This is a genomic window from Rathayibacter sp. VKM Ac-2835, from assembly GCF_013266705.1.
In the GTDB taxonomy this organism is placed as follows: domain Bacteria; phylum Actinomycetota; class Actinomycetes; order Actinomycetales; family Microbacteriaceae; genus Rathayibacter.
In genome coordinates, this window is the sequence record NZ_JABSNQ010000001.1 from 685,572 (window position 1) to 702,001 (window position 16,430).

Consider the following 16,430-nt stretch of genomic DNA (forward strand, 5'->3'; position numbering starts at 1 on the left):
CCCGCACCTAGGCTCGTCGCGACGGGGAACGGCCTCCGTTCCGAACCGACGATGCGATGGGATGCACCATGACCGACTCCGAGAAGTGGCAGTTCGAGACCAAGCAGATCCACTCCGGAGCCGCGCCCGATCCCGTCACCAAGGCGCGCGCGACCCCGATCTACCAGACCACCTCCTACGTCTTCGACAACGCCGAGCACGCGAAGAACCTCTTCTCGCTCGCCGAGTTCGGCAACATCTACACCCGCATCCAGAACCCGACGCAGGCCGTCGTCGAGGAGCGCCTCACCGCGCTCGAGGGCGGCTCCGGGGCGCTCCTGCTCGCCTCCGGCCAGGCGGCCGAGACCGCGGCGGTCCTCAACATCGCGCAGGCCGGCGACCACCTCGTCTCGTCCTCGTCGATCTACGGCGGCACCTACAACCTCTTCAAGTACACGCTGGCCAAGCTCGGCATCGAGACGACCTTCGTCGAGAACCAGGACGACCAGGAGGAGTGGCGCCGCGCGGTCCGCCCGAACACGAAGCTCTTCTTCGCCGAGACCATCGGCAACCCGAAGATCAACATCCTCGACATCCGCGCCGTCGCCGACGTCGCGCACGAGGCCGGCGTCCCTCTGATCGTGGACAACACGATCGCGACCCCGTACCTGATCCGCCCGTTCGAGCACGGCGCCGACATCATCGTGCACTCGGCGACCAAGTTCCTCGGCGGTCACGGCACGGTCATCGGCGGCGCGATCGTCGACGGCGGCACCTTCTCCTGGACCGCGAACGCCGCGAAGTTCCCGGGACTGACCACGCCCGACCACTCGTACCACGGCGCGGTCTACACCGCCGCGGTGGGCGACTCGCTGGCGTACATCATCAAGGCCCGCGTCCAGCTGCTGCGCGATCTCGGTGCGTCGATCGCCCCGGCGAGCGCGTGGCAGCTCATCCAGGGCATCGAGACCCTGTCGCTGCGGATCGAGCGCCACGTGCAGAACGCGCAGGAGATCGCGGAGTACCTGGAGAACCACTCCGACATCGCGACGGTCAACTACTCGGGGCTGCCCACCTCGCCCTGGTACGCGGCGGCGAACCACTACGCCCCGAAGGGCGTCGGCGCGGTCCTCTCCTTCGAGCTCAAGGGCGGGGTGGACGCCGGCCGCGCGTTCGTCGACTCGCTCGTGCTGTTCTCGCACCTGGCGAACATCGGCGACGTCCGCTCGCTCGTGATCCACCCGGCGTCGACCACGCACTCGCAGCTCACCCCGGAGCAGCAGCTCACGGCCGGCGTCACCCCCGGGCTCGTCCGCCTCTCGGTCGGCCTCGAGAACATCGACGACCTCCGCGCCGACCTCGCGCAGGCGCTCCAGGCCGCCCGCAGCGTGGTCGAGGCCTCCCGCGCGAACGCCTGACGGCCGACACGTGCTGGTCGAGTAGCCGCTTCATGCTGGTCGAGTAGCCGCGCAGCGGCGTATAGAGACCCACCCTCTGCCGGACGGTGGATCTCGATACGGCCGCTCCGCGTCCTACTCGATCAGCACGAGGGGGCGCACGGCTGCCGCCGACGCCTACTCGATCGGCAGCGGAGCGTCACCCCCGCGTAACAAAGGCCGGGCCCGCACCGCACTCTGCCACGATGGACACCGCTATGGACTGGCAGCAGACACTCGAGGACACCGTCCCTTCGGCGTTCGTCACCGAGCGCCAGCTCCGCTCGGTGATCGGCAAGCCGCCCGCCACCGGGGCCTGGCGCGAGGGCGACCACCCCGGCGGACGCCGCTTCGTCGAGATCGGCCCGTTCGCCTTCGAGGCCGGCGGTCGCCTCCCGCACGTCCGCGTCGCCTACGAGAGCTGGGGCGAGCTCTCCCCCGCGCGCGACAACGCGATCCTCGTCCTGCACGCCCTCACCGGCGACTCGCACCTGATCGGCCGCGGCGACCCGGGGCACGCGACCGACGGCTGGTGGTCCGGACTCGTCGGCCCGGGCCTCGTGATCGACACCGACCGCTACTTCGTCGTCGCCCCCAACATGCTGGGCGGCTGCCAGGGCTCGACCGGCCCCGCCTCCCTCGCCCCCGACGGGCACGAGTGGGGCTCGCGCTTCCCGTACACGACGATCCGCGACCAGGTCGGCGTGCAGACCCTCTTCGCCGACCGGCTCGGCATCGACCGCTGGCACACCGTCATCGGCGGCTCGATGGGCGGCATGCAGGCCCTGGAATGGGGCATCGACCACCCGGAGCGGGTCGCCCGGCTCGCGGTCCTCGCCGCTCCCCCGCGCGCCACCTCGGACCAGATCGCGCTCAACTTCGTCCAGCTCGAGGCGATCCGCAACGACGCCGCCTTCGCGGGCGGCGCCTACTACGACGCCGGCGACGGCAAGGGCCCGTACCACGGCCTCGCGCTCGCCCGCCGGATGGCGCTGCTGAACTACCGCAGCCCGTCCGAGCTCAACGACCGCTTCGAGCGGAGCTGGCAGTCCGGACTCAGCCCGCTCGGCGGCGGCGGCCGGTTCGCGGTCGAGTCGTACCTCGACTTCCACGGCAACAAGTTCACCCGCCGCTTCGACGCGAACAGCTACATCACCCTCGTCGAGGCGATGAACTCGCACGACGTCGGGCGCGGTCGCGGCGGCGAGGCCGAGGCGCTCGAGCGGATCACCAGCCCGACGCTCGTGCTGGGCATCGACAGCGACCGCCTCTTCCCCGTCGAGGGGCAGCGGATCATCGCGGCCCACGCTCGCGGCAACATCGACGGCGACGAGGTCGCGGTGATCACGTCGACGTTCGGCCACGACGGCTTCCTGATCGAGGACGACGCGGTCGGCGGGCACCTGGCGAGGCTGCTCGCGGTCTAGCCGATCCGCTCCCTCTTCCCGGCGGCTCCCCGGGCAGTGACTATCGTGAGGAGGGGGTCCGCCCCGCGCCGCCCACCGGAAGGAGCGTGCCCGTGCCGTTGGTCCGCAGCGCTCGAGAGCGCGACCGCCTCCTGCGCCAGTCCGCGTGCGGCATCGGCCTCCTCATCGACGCGACGGCGCTCGCGCTGGTCCTCGGCCCCGCGGCCCTGCAGGCCGACGCCGTGCCGTTCGCCGTGGCGCTGATCCTGGGGCTCGCCGTCGTCCACCTGCAGCTCGGCCGCAGCGGGCGGATGCTCTGGGTGCTCCTCCTCGCCGCCGGCGGCCTGCTGCTGAGCGTCGGCCTCGCCGTGGCGGTCGGCACCGGCGCCGGCTTCGAGGGCTACGTGCTCGTCGGCACCGCCAACGCCGTCACCAGCACCGTCGCCGTGGTGGTGACCACCTCCGTCCGCCGACTGCTGCTGCTCCTGCCCGTCCTCGTGCCGAGCGTCCTCGTCTCCACGATCGTCGCGGCGGACGCGATGCTCTCGAACGCCCTCGTGCAGACCCTGCTCCCCTGGGGCACGCTCTGCGGCTTCGCCCTCTGGATCAGCACGGCGGTCCCGCGGGTCGTCCGGCGCATCGACAGCATCGGCAACGCGCACCGCGTCGAGCGGCAGGCCAGCGAGACGGAGGCGCAGCGCCGCCAGGGAGCGCGGCTCCTGCACGACACGGTGCTCGCGACGCTCACCCTGCTCGCCCACTCCGGCCGCGGCGTCTCCGAGGACGCGCTGCGCCGCCAGGCCGCGCAGGACGCCCAGCTGCTGCGCCAGCTGCGCCTCGGCGGGACGCCGACGCCGAGCGCGTCCGGCTCGTACCAGCTCACCAGCGTCACCGCGTCGCCGGCCGCGAACTCCCTCGAGGACGTCCGCGACCGGTTCGGGCGGATGGGACTCGAGGTCGTCCTGCACGGCTCGGGCGAGGTCGTCCTCGAGGGCGCCGCACTCGACTCCTTCCTGCTCGCCCTCGCCGAGTGCCTCGAGAACGTGCGCCGGCACTCCGGGGTCGACTCGGCCGACGTGACGATCACCGAGGACGAGCAGACCGTCCGCGCGATGGTCACGGACGCCGGCGCGGGCTTCGACATCGCCACCGTGCCCGCGACCAAGCTCGGCTTCAAGGAGTCGGTCGTCGCCCGGCTCGCGGACGTCGGCGGCCGCACCCGGCTGTTCAGCTCGCCCGGCTCGGGCACGACCGTGGTGCTGGAGGTGCCGAAGTGAGCGCCGGCACCGAGAACGCGTCACCGCTCCTCGGCGGGACCGGTGTCGGTTCGGCGCCTCGCAGTCGCTCGCCGCGGGCAGCGGGGGCGAGGAAGGGGCAGCAGGAGACGCTGGGCACCAGCTACCTCGGCAGCGGCCTGAACGGGATCGCGGCGGCGCTGATGGTCTACGAGCTCCTGGTCTTCCTCGTCACCGTCGAGGAGTACGACCGGCCCGGGCTGGTCGTCCTCGCCTGGCTGCTCCTCGTGGCCTCCTTCACCGCGACCGTCGTCGCCATCCACGTCAGCGGTCAGCGGCTGCCGCGGGCCGCCTACCTCGCCCTGCTCGTCGGCATCGCCGGGGCCGTGGTGCTCGATCTGATCGCCGTCGCCGGGCACGGCCCGTCCTCCGCCGTCCCCACCGCCGCGGTGGCCGCCGCCGTCGCGCACGCCGCAATGATCGTGCACCGCCGCAGCATCGAGATCCTCGCCGTCGCCCTCGTCATCGCGGTCGCCGAGCTCGTCGCCTACAGCGCCATGGGCTCCGGCGACGAGACCTCGTTCTCGGCGCGCGTCAGCGCGATGGCCGTCACCCTGGCACCCGCCGTCGTCGCGGTGGTGATGATGCGCGGCTTCCGGCGGATGGTCCAGCTCGAGATCGACCGCGCCCTCGTGCAGAGCACCACCCTCGGCCCGCGCTACGCGGTCGGCATGCTCGCCTCGGAGGAGCTCGCCCGCCTCGACCTCGCCGCGGAGCGCCTCCTCGCCGAGGTCGGCGACGGCACGACGGTCCTCCCCCTCGATCCCCAGCGCGCCGCTCACGCGGCCGCGCTCGCCACCAGCCTCCGGCTGCACCTGATCGAGGGACGCCGCGAGACCTGGCTGCACCACGCGATCCAGGAGTCCGAGCTGCTCGCGCCGCTGGTCGAGCTGCACGACCCCGACGGGACGGCGGGGCTCCTCAGCCACCGGCAGCGCGACGGCCTGCTCTCCGCGATCTGGCTGATCCTCGACGGCGCCTCCGGACTGACCGTCGTCCTGCACGTGGACGCCGGCGCACCGCGCGAGCCCGGCGACGGCGCACCGCCGCGCACACTGCTGGTGCCGCTCACGCTGCAGTCCGAGGGCGTGCCCGTGCGCGGAGTCGATCCCGCGACGTGGGAGGCTATCGCACAGGTCGGATCGTTCCGCGACACCTCCCACGACGACGCGCTCCGGATCGAGATCGACTGCCACGTCGAGAATCCGGCCGACCGCTGAGCAGTGACGACCGCCCCGCCCTCCCGCCGAGCCGAAGGACACCGATGACCTCCACCGCCGAACCGAAGATCACGCTCGCCGTGGTCGACGATCACAAGATGCTCCTCGGTGCCCTCACGGAGTGGATCCGCGGCGCCGCCTCGGACATCCAGCTGGTCGCCGCGGTCGCCTCCTGGCCGGAGCTGCTCACCCACCCCGAGTTCCCCGTCGACGTCGTCCTGCTCGACCTCGACCTCAAGGACAACATCCCGATCTCGGTCAAGCTGTCGACCCTGAAGACCACCGGTGTGAAGACGGTGCTGATGAGCACCTACTCCGAGCCGGCCGTGGTCCGCGAGGCGCTCGCCTCGGGCGCGCTCGGCTACCTCGTCAAGACCGAGGACGCCGACATGATCGTCGAGGCGATCCGCGCGGCCAAGGACGGCCACTCCTACATCTCGCACGAGCTCGACATGGCGCTCTCCACCGGCGACTCCGACGGAGCACCCAAGCTCAGCGCGCAGGAGCGCCGCGTGATGGCGCTCTACGGCGGCGGCGAGCCCGTCAAGTCCGTCGCCTTCGAGCTCGGCATCTCCGAGGAGACCGCCAAGTCCTACCTCAAGCGGATCCGCGAGAAGTACCGCGTCGTCGGCATCGACGTCGGCACCAAGGTCGCCCTGCGCAAGCGCGCGATCCACGACGGGATTCTGATCGAAACGGATTGAGTTCGATTGCGCGGCGGTCCCCGCCCGCCGCGCCGCGGTCGGCTTCGCGAAGTGGGCGCGTCCCGCAGAGCGTCATACGGCGGCTGCGGAGAATCCGCTCGCACGCGGATTTCCGACGGCGCCGCTCCGTGGTCGGCTCGTCTGCAGGCAAGACCTTTCGAGCAGCGCCGCAATCATGCTGGTCGAGTGGCCCTGCAGGGGCGTATCGAGACCCACCGGCGTCAGCGGGGCGGCCTGCAGACCCCCCCTCCGGTGCCGGCAGGCGCGGCCGCGCCGCCCTAGAGGGCGTTGACGGGGACGCCGCCCGTCGCGGGACGGGACGGGTCGCGCAGGGGGTCGACGGTGCCGCGGGCGCGGTCGATGGCGAGGCTGGCGAAGGCGAGCAGGATGCCCGCGACGGTGAGGACGACGCCGACCCAGATCGGCGACACGTAGCCGAGGCCGGCGGCGATCGTCACGCCGCCCAGCGCCGCGCCGACGGAGTTGCCGATGTTCAGGGCGGAGTGGTTCAGCGCCGCGGCGATCGTCTGGCTGTCGCGGGCGACGTCCATCAGCCGGGTCTGGATCGCGGGCGACGCGCCGGCCGAGCATCCGGCCGCGAGGAACGCGAACACGAGGAGGCCGACGATCGAGGTCGCCGTCAGTGCCAGTCCGGTCAGCGAGACGAGCACTCCGCAGAACAGCACGATGAGGGCGAGCCGCACGTTCTTGTCCGCCGCCCAGCCGCCGACGAGGTTGCCGACCGTCATCCCGAGGCCCACGACGACGAGGATCCACGGCACCGCGCCCAGCGGAACGCCGGTCACCTCCGTCGACAGCGGGGTGATGTAGCTGTACATCGCGAAGAGGCCGCCGAAGCCGATCGCGCCGATCGCGAGGGTCATCCACACCTGCAGCCGGCCGAAGGCCTTCAGCTCGTTGCGCATGGTCGCCGCCGGGTTCCCCTGCTGGAGCGGAACGAGCAGCCACACCGCGACGACGGTGGCCGCGAAGATCGCGGCGACGACGAGGTAGGCGCTGCGCCAGCCCGCGTTCTGCCCCACCCAGGTGATGGCCGGCACTCCCACGACGTTCGCGATGGTGAGCCCGGAGAGCACGAAGGCGACGCCCTTGCCGCGCTTGCCCGGCCCCATCAGATCGGCGGCGACGAGCGACGCGATGCCGAAGTAGGCGCCGTGCGGCAGGGCCGCCACGAAGCGCGCCGCGAGCACGAGCGGGAAGGTCGGCAGCAGGGCCGAGGCGACGGTGCCGATCGTGAACGCCGCGAGCAGGATCAGCAGCAGGCGCTTGCGCGGCCAGCGCGCCGCCGCCGCGGCGATGGTCGGGGCGCCGACGACGACACCGAGCGCGTACGCCGAGATGAGCAGCCCGGCCTGCGAGTTGGCCTGCTCGGAGCTGACCGCGTAGACGTCCGGGAGCAGGTCCGCGGCGAGCTGGGGCAGCAGCCCCATCGCGACGAACTCGGTCGAGCCGATGCCGAAGCCTCCCATCGCGAGGGCGAGCAGGGCGAGGCGGGTCCGGGCCGGGGAGAGGGTCACCGGACCACGATAGCGAGGAATAGAGGCGGCTCGAAACGATTCGACTCGGAGAGCGCTCCCGCGGGGCTCACTCCTCCAGCGCGCGACCCAGACGCTCGATCTTGGCGTCGATCTCGCCCGAGTAGCCGGGCCGGATGTCGGCCTTCAGCACCAGCGAGACCCGCGAGCCGTAGGCGCCGACCGCCTCGGTGGCGCGCTTGATCACGTCGAAGACCTCGTCCCACTCGCCCTCGATCTCGGTGAACATCGAGGTCGTGCGGTTCGGCAGGCCGGAGTCGCGGACGATGCGGACGGCGGCGGCGACGGCGTCATGGACGGAGGCGTCGGGGCCCTCACCACCGGACGGAGCGACGGAGAATGCGACGAGCACGAGGGACCTCCCAGCGGGTCCGACCACCGGGCCCGCCGACCAGCCTAGGCGCGGGCGAGGCCGGCGGCAGGCGTGCGGCTGCCCGTGCGCCACAGCTCGCGGAGCACCCAGCCGAGCAGCACGAGCAGCAGGACGTTGCGCACCGTGAGCGCCAGCACCATCCCCGCATTGGAGTAGAGCAGGAAGAGGTAGAGGTAGGGGTAGACGATCTGCGTGAAGACGGCGATCGCCAGCGTCAGCTTGGCCGGCGTCGCGAAGTCGCGACCGGCGACGACGAGCCCGACGATCACCGGCGGCGCGAGCCAGACGATGTACTGCGGCGAGAGCACCTTGTTGATGTCGATCAGCACCAGCACGAGTCCGAGGCTCAGCAGCGGCAGCAGCCGCACCGGGGACGCCTTGGCCCGCAGCGCCCGGAGGCCGAGCAGCACGGTGCCGACGACGGCGAGCGCGAGCGCCGGATTCATCAGCTCCGCGGCGACGTCGGTGAACGGGCCGTGCATCTCGAAGGTGTTGATGTCGGCCGCGTACCAGACGTAGCTGCCGGCCCAGCCGCCGATCGAGAGCCACATCCAGATCGTGCTGACGGGCGCCTCGATCTGCAGGCCGCGGGTGGTCTGGTCGGTGACGAAGCTGAAGACGTACTCGCCGCCGCCGAGCGCGTACACGCCGGCGATGATCGCGACCGAGAGACCGGCGCCGACGGCCACCAGCCGCGGGCGACCGCGCAGCACCAGGACGGCGGCGCCCAGCAGGGCCGCGGGCCAGACCTTGATCCAGGTCGCGACGGTGAGCGCGAGCGCGGCGATCACCGGGCGGCTCGAGGCCCAGAGCAGCCCGGCGATGGCGAGCGGAACGGTGAACGCGTCGATCCGGCCGACGGCGATCGGACCGAGGAGCACCAGGAAGAGCAGCCACCAGCGCGCCGCGGCGAGCCGGGCCGGGATCCCCCGGTGCAGGAGCAGCGCGAAGGCTGCAGCGTCGACCGCGATCACACCGGCGAGCCAGGTCAGGTCGTAGCCCGCCTCGCCGAAGAGCCAGGCGGCGCTGATCGGCACGAGGGCGAGGATCGGATAGACCCAGCCCGTGTCGAAGCCGACGAGCCCGCCGCCCTCGACGGCGGTCCGCATCCAGCCCTTGTAGACGATGCTGACGTCGCCCATCGGCAGACCCGGGGCGAACAGGGCGAGCAGGGAGAGCAGCACGTGCACGAGGGCGAAGCCGCCCCAGAGCACGGCGGCGGAGTCGCGGTTCTCGCGCAGCCAGGCGATCGGGCGCGAGGAGGCCCGGGGGGCGGCGGTCTCGGAGGCGGCGGGGGTCGGCACCGCGTCAGTGTAGAGGGCCTCTCGATCGCGCCCCTGAACGCCCCCGGGCGGCATCAGTAGCCGGTGAAGGCGTCGGTGCGGACCTTCTTCGCACCGGCCGAGCGCAGGGCGCCGCGGACGGAATCCACGAACGCGGGCGAGCCGGAGACGAAGCCGACGCGACGCGGCGCGTCCGGGACGGCGTCGGCGAGGCGCTCGGCGGTGATCCGGCCGGCCACGTAGGTCCAGCCCTCGGGCAGCCGGGTCGGCGCCTCGGGCGAGACCAGCACGACGCGGGCTCCGGAGGCGCGCAGCAGCTCGCGGTAGGCCACGTCCTCGAGCCGCGGCGCCGCGTAGACGACGACGACGTCCCGCTGCGGTCCGGCGGCGATCGCCGTCAGCTGGCTCGCGAACGGCGTGATGCCGATCCCGCCCGCGACCAGGAGCAGCGGCGTCGCCGGATCGGCCGGCAGCACGAAGTCGCCGCCGACGCTGGTCGCGCGGACGACCGCGCCGGGCTCGAGCCCGGCGAGCGCGCGCTTGAAGCTGCTCGCCTTCTCGGGCAGCCGCATGGCCACGGCGATCTCGCCGTCGGCGGGCGCGGAGGCGATCGAGAAGGTGCGCCGACTCCCCCGGCCGTCGGAGCGGTGCGGCACGTCGAGCTCGAGCCACTGGCCGGCCTCGAAGCGCACCGGGGTCCGCGGGGCGAAGCGGTACTCCGTGATGCCCGGCGCGATGACGCTCGAGGAACGCAGCTCGAGCGAGAGCCGGCGGCGCTGGCCGAAGAAGAACGCGATCGCATTGCCGGCGACCAGGCCGAGCTCGGGACTCGCGTGCAGCGGGCCGAGCGAGAACGGGACCGTCGTGAGCAGGGCCGCGACGACCGCGACGATCAGCTGCTGCGAGCGGCGCGGCGCGAGGGTGAGCGGCTCGGTCAGCATGAAGGCGCCGGCGAAGACGAACGGGTACGCGGTGAGGACGAGCGACAGCGCGGCGGCCGGCTCCTGGCCGTTCATGACCGAGTTCAGCACGGAGACCGCGCCGGCGACCGCGATGAAGACGACGACGATCGCCCAGCGGCGCACCCGCGCGACGACGACGAGCGCCCCCAGCAGCACCCAGGGCCAGAGCGCGCCGGTGGGCAGGGCCCAGGCCGCGGCGGTCAGCGAGCCGGCGAACGGGGTGTCCTGCAGCAGGCCCTGCGCGATGCCGACGATGAGGACGGCGACGGCGGCCGGGTTGAAGAGGTGGCGCCCGCGCCAGACCAGCAGGTACTTGGAGGCGGCGGCGATCACGCCGATCAGCGCGACGACGAGCAGCGCGCGCGGCTCCGCGGTCGGGAAGAGCAGGAACGCGATCAGCAGACCGGTGACCAGCGAGGACTCGAGATGCGCGGGCGAGCGGACCAGGCGCGCGATCAGCCAGGTCGCCCCCGTGGTCGAGGCGATCGCCACGACGGCCGTCGCCGCGATCTCGATCGGGGTGAAGAAGATCAGCCCGGCGGCGGAGTAGCCGAGCGCGACGACGAGGAGCGCGGCGAGCGTCAGCCAGACCAGCCGGTACATGGTGATGCGACCGAGGGCGCGATCGAGGGTGCCGATCATCAGAAGACCTCTCCGGGGAAGCGGGGCGAGTAATGGAGCCGGCCGGTGCTGAGCACACGGACGAACTCGAAGTCGAAGCGCTCGGCGAGCACCTCGGGCGGGCAGACGAAGAGCGCGGTCGCGAGTCCGTCGGCGACGAGGGTGCTGTCGGCGACGACCCAGGTGGCGACGACCGTGTCGACCGGACGCCCGGTCCGGCCGTCGAGGACGTGGTGCAGTCCGTCGCCCCAGACCCGGCGGTTGCCGGCCGAGGCGCACAGCGCGCGCTCGCCCGGCTCGGCGACGCCGATCGCGCGGCTCGCGTCGAAGGGGTGCTCGAGCGCGACGCGGTAGGCGCCGGCACCGCGGGCCCGCAGGTCTCCGCTCGCATCCACGACAGCGCGCTCGACGCCTGCGCTCGCGAGCTCGTCGAGGACGAGGTCGACCAGCTGCCCCTTGCCGGCAGCGCCGACGTCGAGGACGACCCCTGCCACGGTGCGGAGCGTCGCTCCCCCGCCGCCGCGGGCCTCGGCCCAGGACGGTGCGGGCGCCACTGGGCCGCGCGGCACCAGGGAGTAGGCCGGGTCGTAGCCGAGCTGCTCCAGCGCGTCGCCGACGAACGGCGTGACGCCGCCCCCGGTCAGCGCGAAGAGCGCGTCGTAGAGGGCGAACAGCTCGACCGACTCCTCCGGGAAGACGTGCTCGCCGGGGGTGCCGCGCAACCGGGACGCGGCGGAGTCGCCGCGGAACCGCGACCATGTGCGGTCGTACGCCTCGATGCGGGCCGCGACGCGCTCGCGCACGGCCGCGTCGAGCGGTGCGTCCGTGTCGATCTGCCAGGTGGTGCCGATCGCGTCGAAGGTCCAGGCGCTCTCGAGGACGCGCCGCGCGGCGGTCGGCACAGTGCCGGGGGCCGCCGCCTCAGGGTGCGTCGAGTCAGGCCGCGGCATCGGCCTTGATCGTCTCGACGGCGTCGTTGAAGCCGCCGGAGGTGAGCGAGGAGCCGGAGACCTTGGTCACGTCGAGCTCGTCGAGGCTCTTGCCGACGACCTCGCCCGAGATCCCGCTGGCGAAGCGGCTCTGGTACTCCTGGCCGGTGGGGTTCTCGGACTCGGGGGTCACGGTGACGGCGGTGACGACGCCCGACTCGAGGGTCAGCTCGACGCCGACGGACTCGTTGCCGCCGGGCGAGGTGTAGGAGCCGTCGGCCTCGTAGGTGCCGTCGGCGTAGGCGCCGGTCGCGGCGGCCCCGGTCGACTCGGAGGCGGCGGCGCTCGAGGTCGCGGCGGGCGCGCTGGTCGCGGCGGCGCTCGATCCGGCGTCCTCGGTCCCGGCGGTGGCGGTGCTCGAGCAGGCGGCGAGGGCGGCGAGGGTGCCGGCTCCGGCGAGGAGGGTGAGGGCGTAGCGGACGGGAGTCGTGGTCTTCGCGGTCATGTCTGTTCTCCTGTGTGGGGGGCGGACGCGGCTGTCGCCACCGACGCTAGGGCCGGGAGCTATGGGGTTCCGATGAGGCGACTGTGCGGCTCCGATGCCCGGATCGCGGGGAGGACGCCTCTCCTGGGACAACGGCGCGGAGGCGCGATCGGTTCAGTGCGGCAGGCGGGTCAGGTCGAAGGCGGGTCAGTTCAGCAGTCGCGCGACGACGCCCGGCAGCTGCTCGGCGATGTCGAGGGCCGCGATCGGCCCGCCTCCGGAGGCCGCGGCGCCCGCCTGCGCGTGCAGGACGGCGGCAGCGGCGGCGACCGCCGCGAGGTCCTCGTCCTCCAGCGTCGCTCCCCGGGTCTCGGCGTCCGCGGCCCGGCCGGCCAGCAGCGCGCCGAGGACTCCCCCGAGCACGTCTCCGCTGCCCGCCGTCGCGAGCCAGGGCGTCGAGCCGCTGACCTCGTGGGCGACGCTCCCGGAGACCACGTGGGTCGTGCTGCCCTTGAGCAGCACGCAGACCCCGAAGCGCTCGGCCGCGCGCCGCGTCCAGCCACTCGCGTCGGCCGCGATCGCGGCCGCATCGACGTCGACTCCGGCGCGGGAGAGCAGGCCGGCGAGCTCGCGGTAGTGCGGAGTCACGACGACCGGCCCGCGGGCCTCGTCGATCAGATCGAGCGCGCCCGCGTCGAGCACGACGGGCACTCCCGAGTGCAGCTGCTCGAGCAGGGCGTCCCGCTCGTCCTCCGAGCGGTCGTCCGCGCTCGTGCCGGAGCCGAGGAGCCAGGCCTGGACCCGCCCCGCCGAGGTGACGACCTCCGGCCGTCGCGCGAGCACGAGCGCGGAGGGCCGCTCCGGCCCGACGTAGCGCACCATGCCGAGCCCGGTGCGCACCGCCGCCTCGACGCCGAGCACCGCCGCCCCCGGGTAGCGCTCGGATCCTGTCGCGATCCCGAGCACCCCGCGGCTGTACTTGTCGTCGTCGCCGCGCGGCACCCGCACGGCCAGCGCCGCCTCCGCGAGTCCGAACTCCCTCTGCCCATCCGTCATCCGGCCAGCCTAGATCGCACCCCCGACAGCACTCTGCCGCTCTGACCCCGCCACCTCTGCTGATCGAGCAGCCCTCGCAGAGGGCGTATCGAGATCCGCCCCCAGCCGAACGTCGGCAGCCCTGCGCCTGATGACGGCGGGTCTCGATACGCCCTGCGGGCTACTCGACCAGCATGTGGGCCCCTGCATCCGCTGCATCCGCTGCATCCGCTGCATCCGCTGCATCCGCTGCATCCGCTGCATCCGCTGCATCCGCTGCATGGTGATCGAGTAGCCCCTGCAGAGGGCGTATCGAGATCCACCACCGTCAGCACCCGAGTCTGCAGACCCGCCCAGCTGGAGACCGTGGGTCTCGATACGCCCCTGCGGAACTACTCGACCAGCATGAAGGGCCGCCGCTGCTGGCCCCGCAGCCGGCGAAGCTGCCGCCGTGAAGCCCAGTCGGCGAAGCCGCTGCCCCCCTCAGTCGGCGAAGCCGCTGCCCACCTCAGTCGGCGAAGCCGCTGCCCCCCTCAGTCGGCGAAGCCGCTGCCCCTCCGCAGCCGGCGAAGCCGCTGCCCCCCCCTCGTCAGAAGTGGAGGCGCGGGCCGGGGAGGTGGTGATCGCAAGGCGGAGGAGGGAGCGATACCGGCGGTATCGCGACCGACGACAACGCCGCGAGCGCCGCCTCCCCGGCCCGCGCCTCAGCGGCGGGTGGCGTCGTCGACTTCGCCGACGAGCTCCTCGATGATGTCCTCGAGGAAGAGGACGCCGGTCGCCCGGCCCTGCTCGTCGAAGGCGCGGGCCAGGTGGGCGCCGGTGCGGCGCATGATCGCGAGGGCGTCCTCGAGGTCGGTCGCCTCGAAGATCGAGGCGAGCTGGCGGATGCGCTTCGCCGGGATCGGCAGGCGGAACTTCGGCCCCTCGGTGTCGCCGTCGAGGTCGAGCACGTCCTTGAGGTGGATGTACCCCTCGGGCTGCCCGTCCTCGCCGAGCACGACGTAGCGCGAGAAGCCGTGCTTGGCGACGGCCCGCTCGACGTCGGCGGGCGACGCCCCGGCGGGGAGGCTGACGATGCCGTCGAGCGGCAGCGCCACGTCGTGCACCTTCTTCTCGGTGAACTCGAACGCGGCGAGGAGGGTGCCGTTGCTGCGCAGCGTGCCCTCGCGGGTCGACTGGTCGACGATCGTCTGCACCTCCTCGAGTGTGAAGGTGCTGTTCGCCTCGTCCTTCGGCTCGACCCGGAAGAGCCGGAGCACCGCGTTCGAGATCGCGTTGAGCGCGACGATGATCGGGCTGATGACGCGCGCGATCGCCACGAGCGGCGGCGCGAGCAGCAGGACGGCGCGGTCGGGCATCGAGAACGAGATGTTCTTCGGCACCATCTCGCCCAGCACGACGTGCAGGAACGACACGATCACCAGCGTGATCACGAACGCGACCGTGCCGGAGAACTCGTCCGGGATGCCGACCGCGTGCAGCGGCACCTCGAGCAGGTGGTGGATCGCCGGCTCGCTGACGTTGAGGATCAGCAGCGAGCAGACGGTGATGCCCAGCTGGGTCGTCGCCAGCATCAGCGTGGCGTGCTCCATCGCGGCGAGCGCGGTGATCGCACTGCGGCGACCGCCCTCGGCGAGGGGCTCGATCTGGGAGCGGCGCGCGGAGATCACCGCGAACTCCGCTCCGACGAAGAAGGCGTTCGCGGCGAGCAGCACCACGAGCCAGGCGATGCCTGCCCAGTCACTCATGGTCGGCCTCCTGGCGTCCTCGGTGCGGCCGGCCGACGTCGGCGAGCGGATCGGGGATGCCCTCGCCCGCCGCGTCGGGGTCGGGGGTGAAGCGGAGCCGGTCGATGCGGCGGCCGTCGAGCCGCTCGACGCGCAGCGAGCCGCCCTCGACGGGCACCTCGTCGCCGACGGCGGGCAGTCGGCCGAGCTCGCTCATCACGAAGCCGGCGACCGTCTCGTAGGGCCCCTCCTCGGGGATGACGACGCCGGCGCGATCGCGGACCTCGTCGGGGCGGAGCATGCCCGGGAAGGTGGTGGATCCGGGCAGCTTGACGACGTCCGGGCGGGAGCGGTCGTGCTCGTCCGCAACCTCGCCGACGAGCTCCTCGACGAGGTCCTCGAGCGTCGCGACACCCGCGGTGCCGCCGTACTCGTCGACCACGACGGCGAGCTGGAAGCCGCGGCCGCGCAGCTCGGTGAGCAGCACGTCGAGCTTCATCGTCTCGGGCACCCGGAGCGGCTCCGAGCGCAGCGCGGTGACGGGCACCTCGGAGCGCTTGCCGCGCGGCACGGCGACCGCCTGCTTGACGTGCACGACGCCGACGATGTCGTCGATGTCGTCGTCCGTGATCGGGAAGCGCGAGAGCCCCGTGGTCCGGGCGAGATCGAGGACGTCCTGCGCCGTGCTGGAGCGCTCGAGCGTGGAGAGCCGCAGCCGCGGCGTCATCACGTCGCCCGCGGAGAGGGCGGAGAAGCGCAGGGTGCGCCCGAGCAGGTCGGCCGTGTCCTCCTCGAGCAGCCCGGCACTCGCGGAGTGGCGGACGAGGCTCGAGAGCTCCTCGGCGCTGCGGGCGCCCGAGAGCTCCTCCTTCGGCTCGATACCGGCCAGGCGGAGCAGCGCGTTGGCGCTGCCGTTGAGCAGCGCGACGGCCGGGCGGAAGACGGTGGTGAACGCGGTCTGGATCGGCACGACCAGCTTCGCCGTCGCGCGCGGCAGCGCCAGAGCGAAGTTCTTCGGCACCAGCTCGCCGAGGATCATCGACAGCAGCGTCGCGATGACGATCGCGAGCACCGTCATGATCGGCGTCAGCACCTCGTCCGGGATCCCGAGTCCGCCGAACGGGACCCGCAGCAGCGACGAGAGCGCCGGCTCCATCGTGTAGCCGGTGAGCAGCGTCGTCAGCGTGATGCCGAGCTGCGCGCTGGAGAGGTGCGTCGAGGTGACGCGGAGCGCGGCGATCGTCATGCCGAGGCGGGTCTCGCCGCGGTCGCGTCGGGCCTCGAGATCGGCGCGGTCGAGGTTGACCAGGGCGAACTCGCTGGCGACGAACACGCCGGTGCCGAGCGTCAGCAGCAGGCCGACGCCGAGCAGGAGCCACTCAGTGCCCACGGAGACCACCCCCGCTCACCGGAAGCAGGA

General features: G+C 72.7%; 14 protein-coding genes. 5 read left to right on the forward strand and 9 right to left on the reverse strand.

Annotated elements, in window-relative coordinates; translation table 11 throughout:
* Window positions 1-68 precede the first annotated feature (68 nt).
* The 5 genes from HRK28_RS03155 to HRK28_RS03175 all read left to right on the forward strand — a co-directional run bounded on the left by HRK28_RS03155 (window position 69) and on the right by HRK28_RS03175 (window position 6,040).
* Window positions 69-1,397, forward strand: a complete 1,329-nt coding sequence (locus tag HRK28_RS03155) for a bifunctional o-acetylhomoserine/o-acetylserine sulfhydrylase (protein ID WP_160088198.1) — start codon at window positions 69-71, stop codon at window positions 1,395-1,397.
* 236 nt (window positions 1,398-1,633) lie between these two features.
* The gene (locus HRK28_RS03160; RefSeq protein WP_160088196.1) at window positions 1,634-2,842 is read left to right on the forward strand and encodes a homoserine O-acetyltransferase; all 1,209 of its coding nucleotides are present in this window, start codon (window positions 1,634-1,636) and stop codon (window positions 2,840-2,842) included.
* A gap of 92 nt (window positions 2,843-2,934) precedes the next feature.
* Window positions 2,935-4,098, forward strand: coding sequence for a sensor histidine kinase (locus HRK28_RS03165; RefSeq protein WP_244231801.1), 1,164 nt, complete (start codon window positions 2,935-2,937; stop codon window positions 4,096-4,098).
* Window positions 4,095-5,336 (forward strand): hypothetical protein, encoded by a 1,242-nt coding sequence (locus HRK28_RS03170; RefSeq protein WP_160088194.1) that lies wholly within the window; start codon window positions 4,095-4,097, stop codon window positions 5,334-5,336. The genes HRK28_RS03165 and HRK28_RS03170 overlap by 4 nt, the downstream gene beginning before the upstream one ends.
* 44 nt (window positions 5,337-5,380) lie before the next feature.
* Complete coding sequence (locus HRK28_RS03175) at window positions 5,381-6,040, forward strand: response regulator (protein ID WP_123445394.1); 660 nt, start codon at window positions 5,381-5,383, stop codon at window positions 6,038-6,040.
* Window positions 6,041-6,318: 278 nt separating this feature from the next.
* Here HRK28_RS03175 and HRK28_RS03180 read toward each other — a convergent pair whose 3' ends face one another.
* From HRK28_RS03180 to HRK28_RS03220, 9 genes are all read right to left on the reverse strand, one after another.
* Window positions 6,319-7,530: an MFS transporter gene (locus HRK28_RS03180; protein WP_160091263.1), complete on the reverse strand. Its 1,212-nt coding sequence runs from the start codon at window positions 7,528-7,530 to the stop codon at window positions 6,319-6,321.
* Window positions 7,531-7,645: 115 nt separating this feature from the next.
* The gene (locus tag HRK28_RS03185) at window positions 7,646-7,948 is read right to left on the reverse strand and encodes a thiamine-binding protein (protein ID WP_123702710.1); all 303 of its coding nucleotides are present in this window, start codon (window positions 7,946-7,948) and stop codon (window positions 7,646-7,648) included.
* A gap of 44 nt (window positions 7,949-7,992) precedes the next feature.
* Entirely contained in the window at window positions 7,993-9,273 is a 1,281-nt protein-coding gene (locus HRK28_RS03190) for a glycosyltransferase 87 family protein (protein ID WP_160088190.1), read from the reverse strand.
* A gap of 53 nt (window positions 9,274-9,326) precedes the next feature.
* On the reverse strand, window positions 9,327-10,856 hold the full coding sequence (locus HRK28_RS03195; RefSeq protein WP_173250393.1) for an RnfABCDGE type electron transport complex subunit D: 1,530 nt from the start codon (window positions 10,854-10,856) through the stop codon (window positions 9,327-9,329).
* Window positions 10,856-11,785 (reverse strand): FAD:protein FMN transferase, encoded by a 930-nt coding sequence (locus HRK28_RS03200; protein ID WP_173250394.1) that lies wholly within the window; start codon window positions 11,783-11,785, stop codon window positions 10,856-10,858. Before HRK28_RS03200 ends, HRK28_RS03195 begins: the two co-directional genes overlap by 1 nt.
* A complete protein-coding gene (locus HRK28_RS03205; RefSeq protein WP_173250395.1) occupies window positions 11,772-12,269 on the reverse strand; it encodes an FMN-binding protein in 498 nt (165 codons plus the stop codon). Before HRK28_RS03205 ends, HRK28_RS03200 begins: the two co-directional genes overlap by 14 nt.
* Before the next feature lie 186 nt (window positions 12,270-12,455).
* Window positions 12,456-13,304: an ADP/ATP-dependent (S)-NAD(P)H-hydrate dehydratase gene (locus HRK28_RS03210; protein WP_173250396.1), complete on the reverse strand. Its 849-nt coding sequence runs from the start codon at window positions 13,302-13,304 to the stop codon at window positions 12,456-12,458.
* 683 nt (window positions 13,305-13,987) lie between these two features.
* On the reverse strand, window positions 13,988-15,031 hold the full coding sequence (locus tag HRK28_RS03215) for a hemolysin family protein (protein WP_160088180.1): 1,044 nt from the start codon (window positions 15,029-15,031) through the stop codon (window positions 13,988-13,990).
* On the reverse strand, window positions 15,024-16,409 hold the full coding sequence (locus tag HRK28_RS03220) for a hemolysin family protein (RefSeq protein WP_173250397.1): 1,386 nt from the start codon (window positions 16,407-16,409) through the stop codon (window positions 15,024-15,026). The genes HRK28_RS03215 and HRK28_RS03220 overlap by 8 nt, the downstream gene beginning before the upstream one ends.
* Window positions 16,410-16,430: the final 21 nt, after the last annotated feature.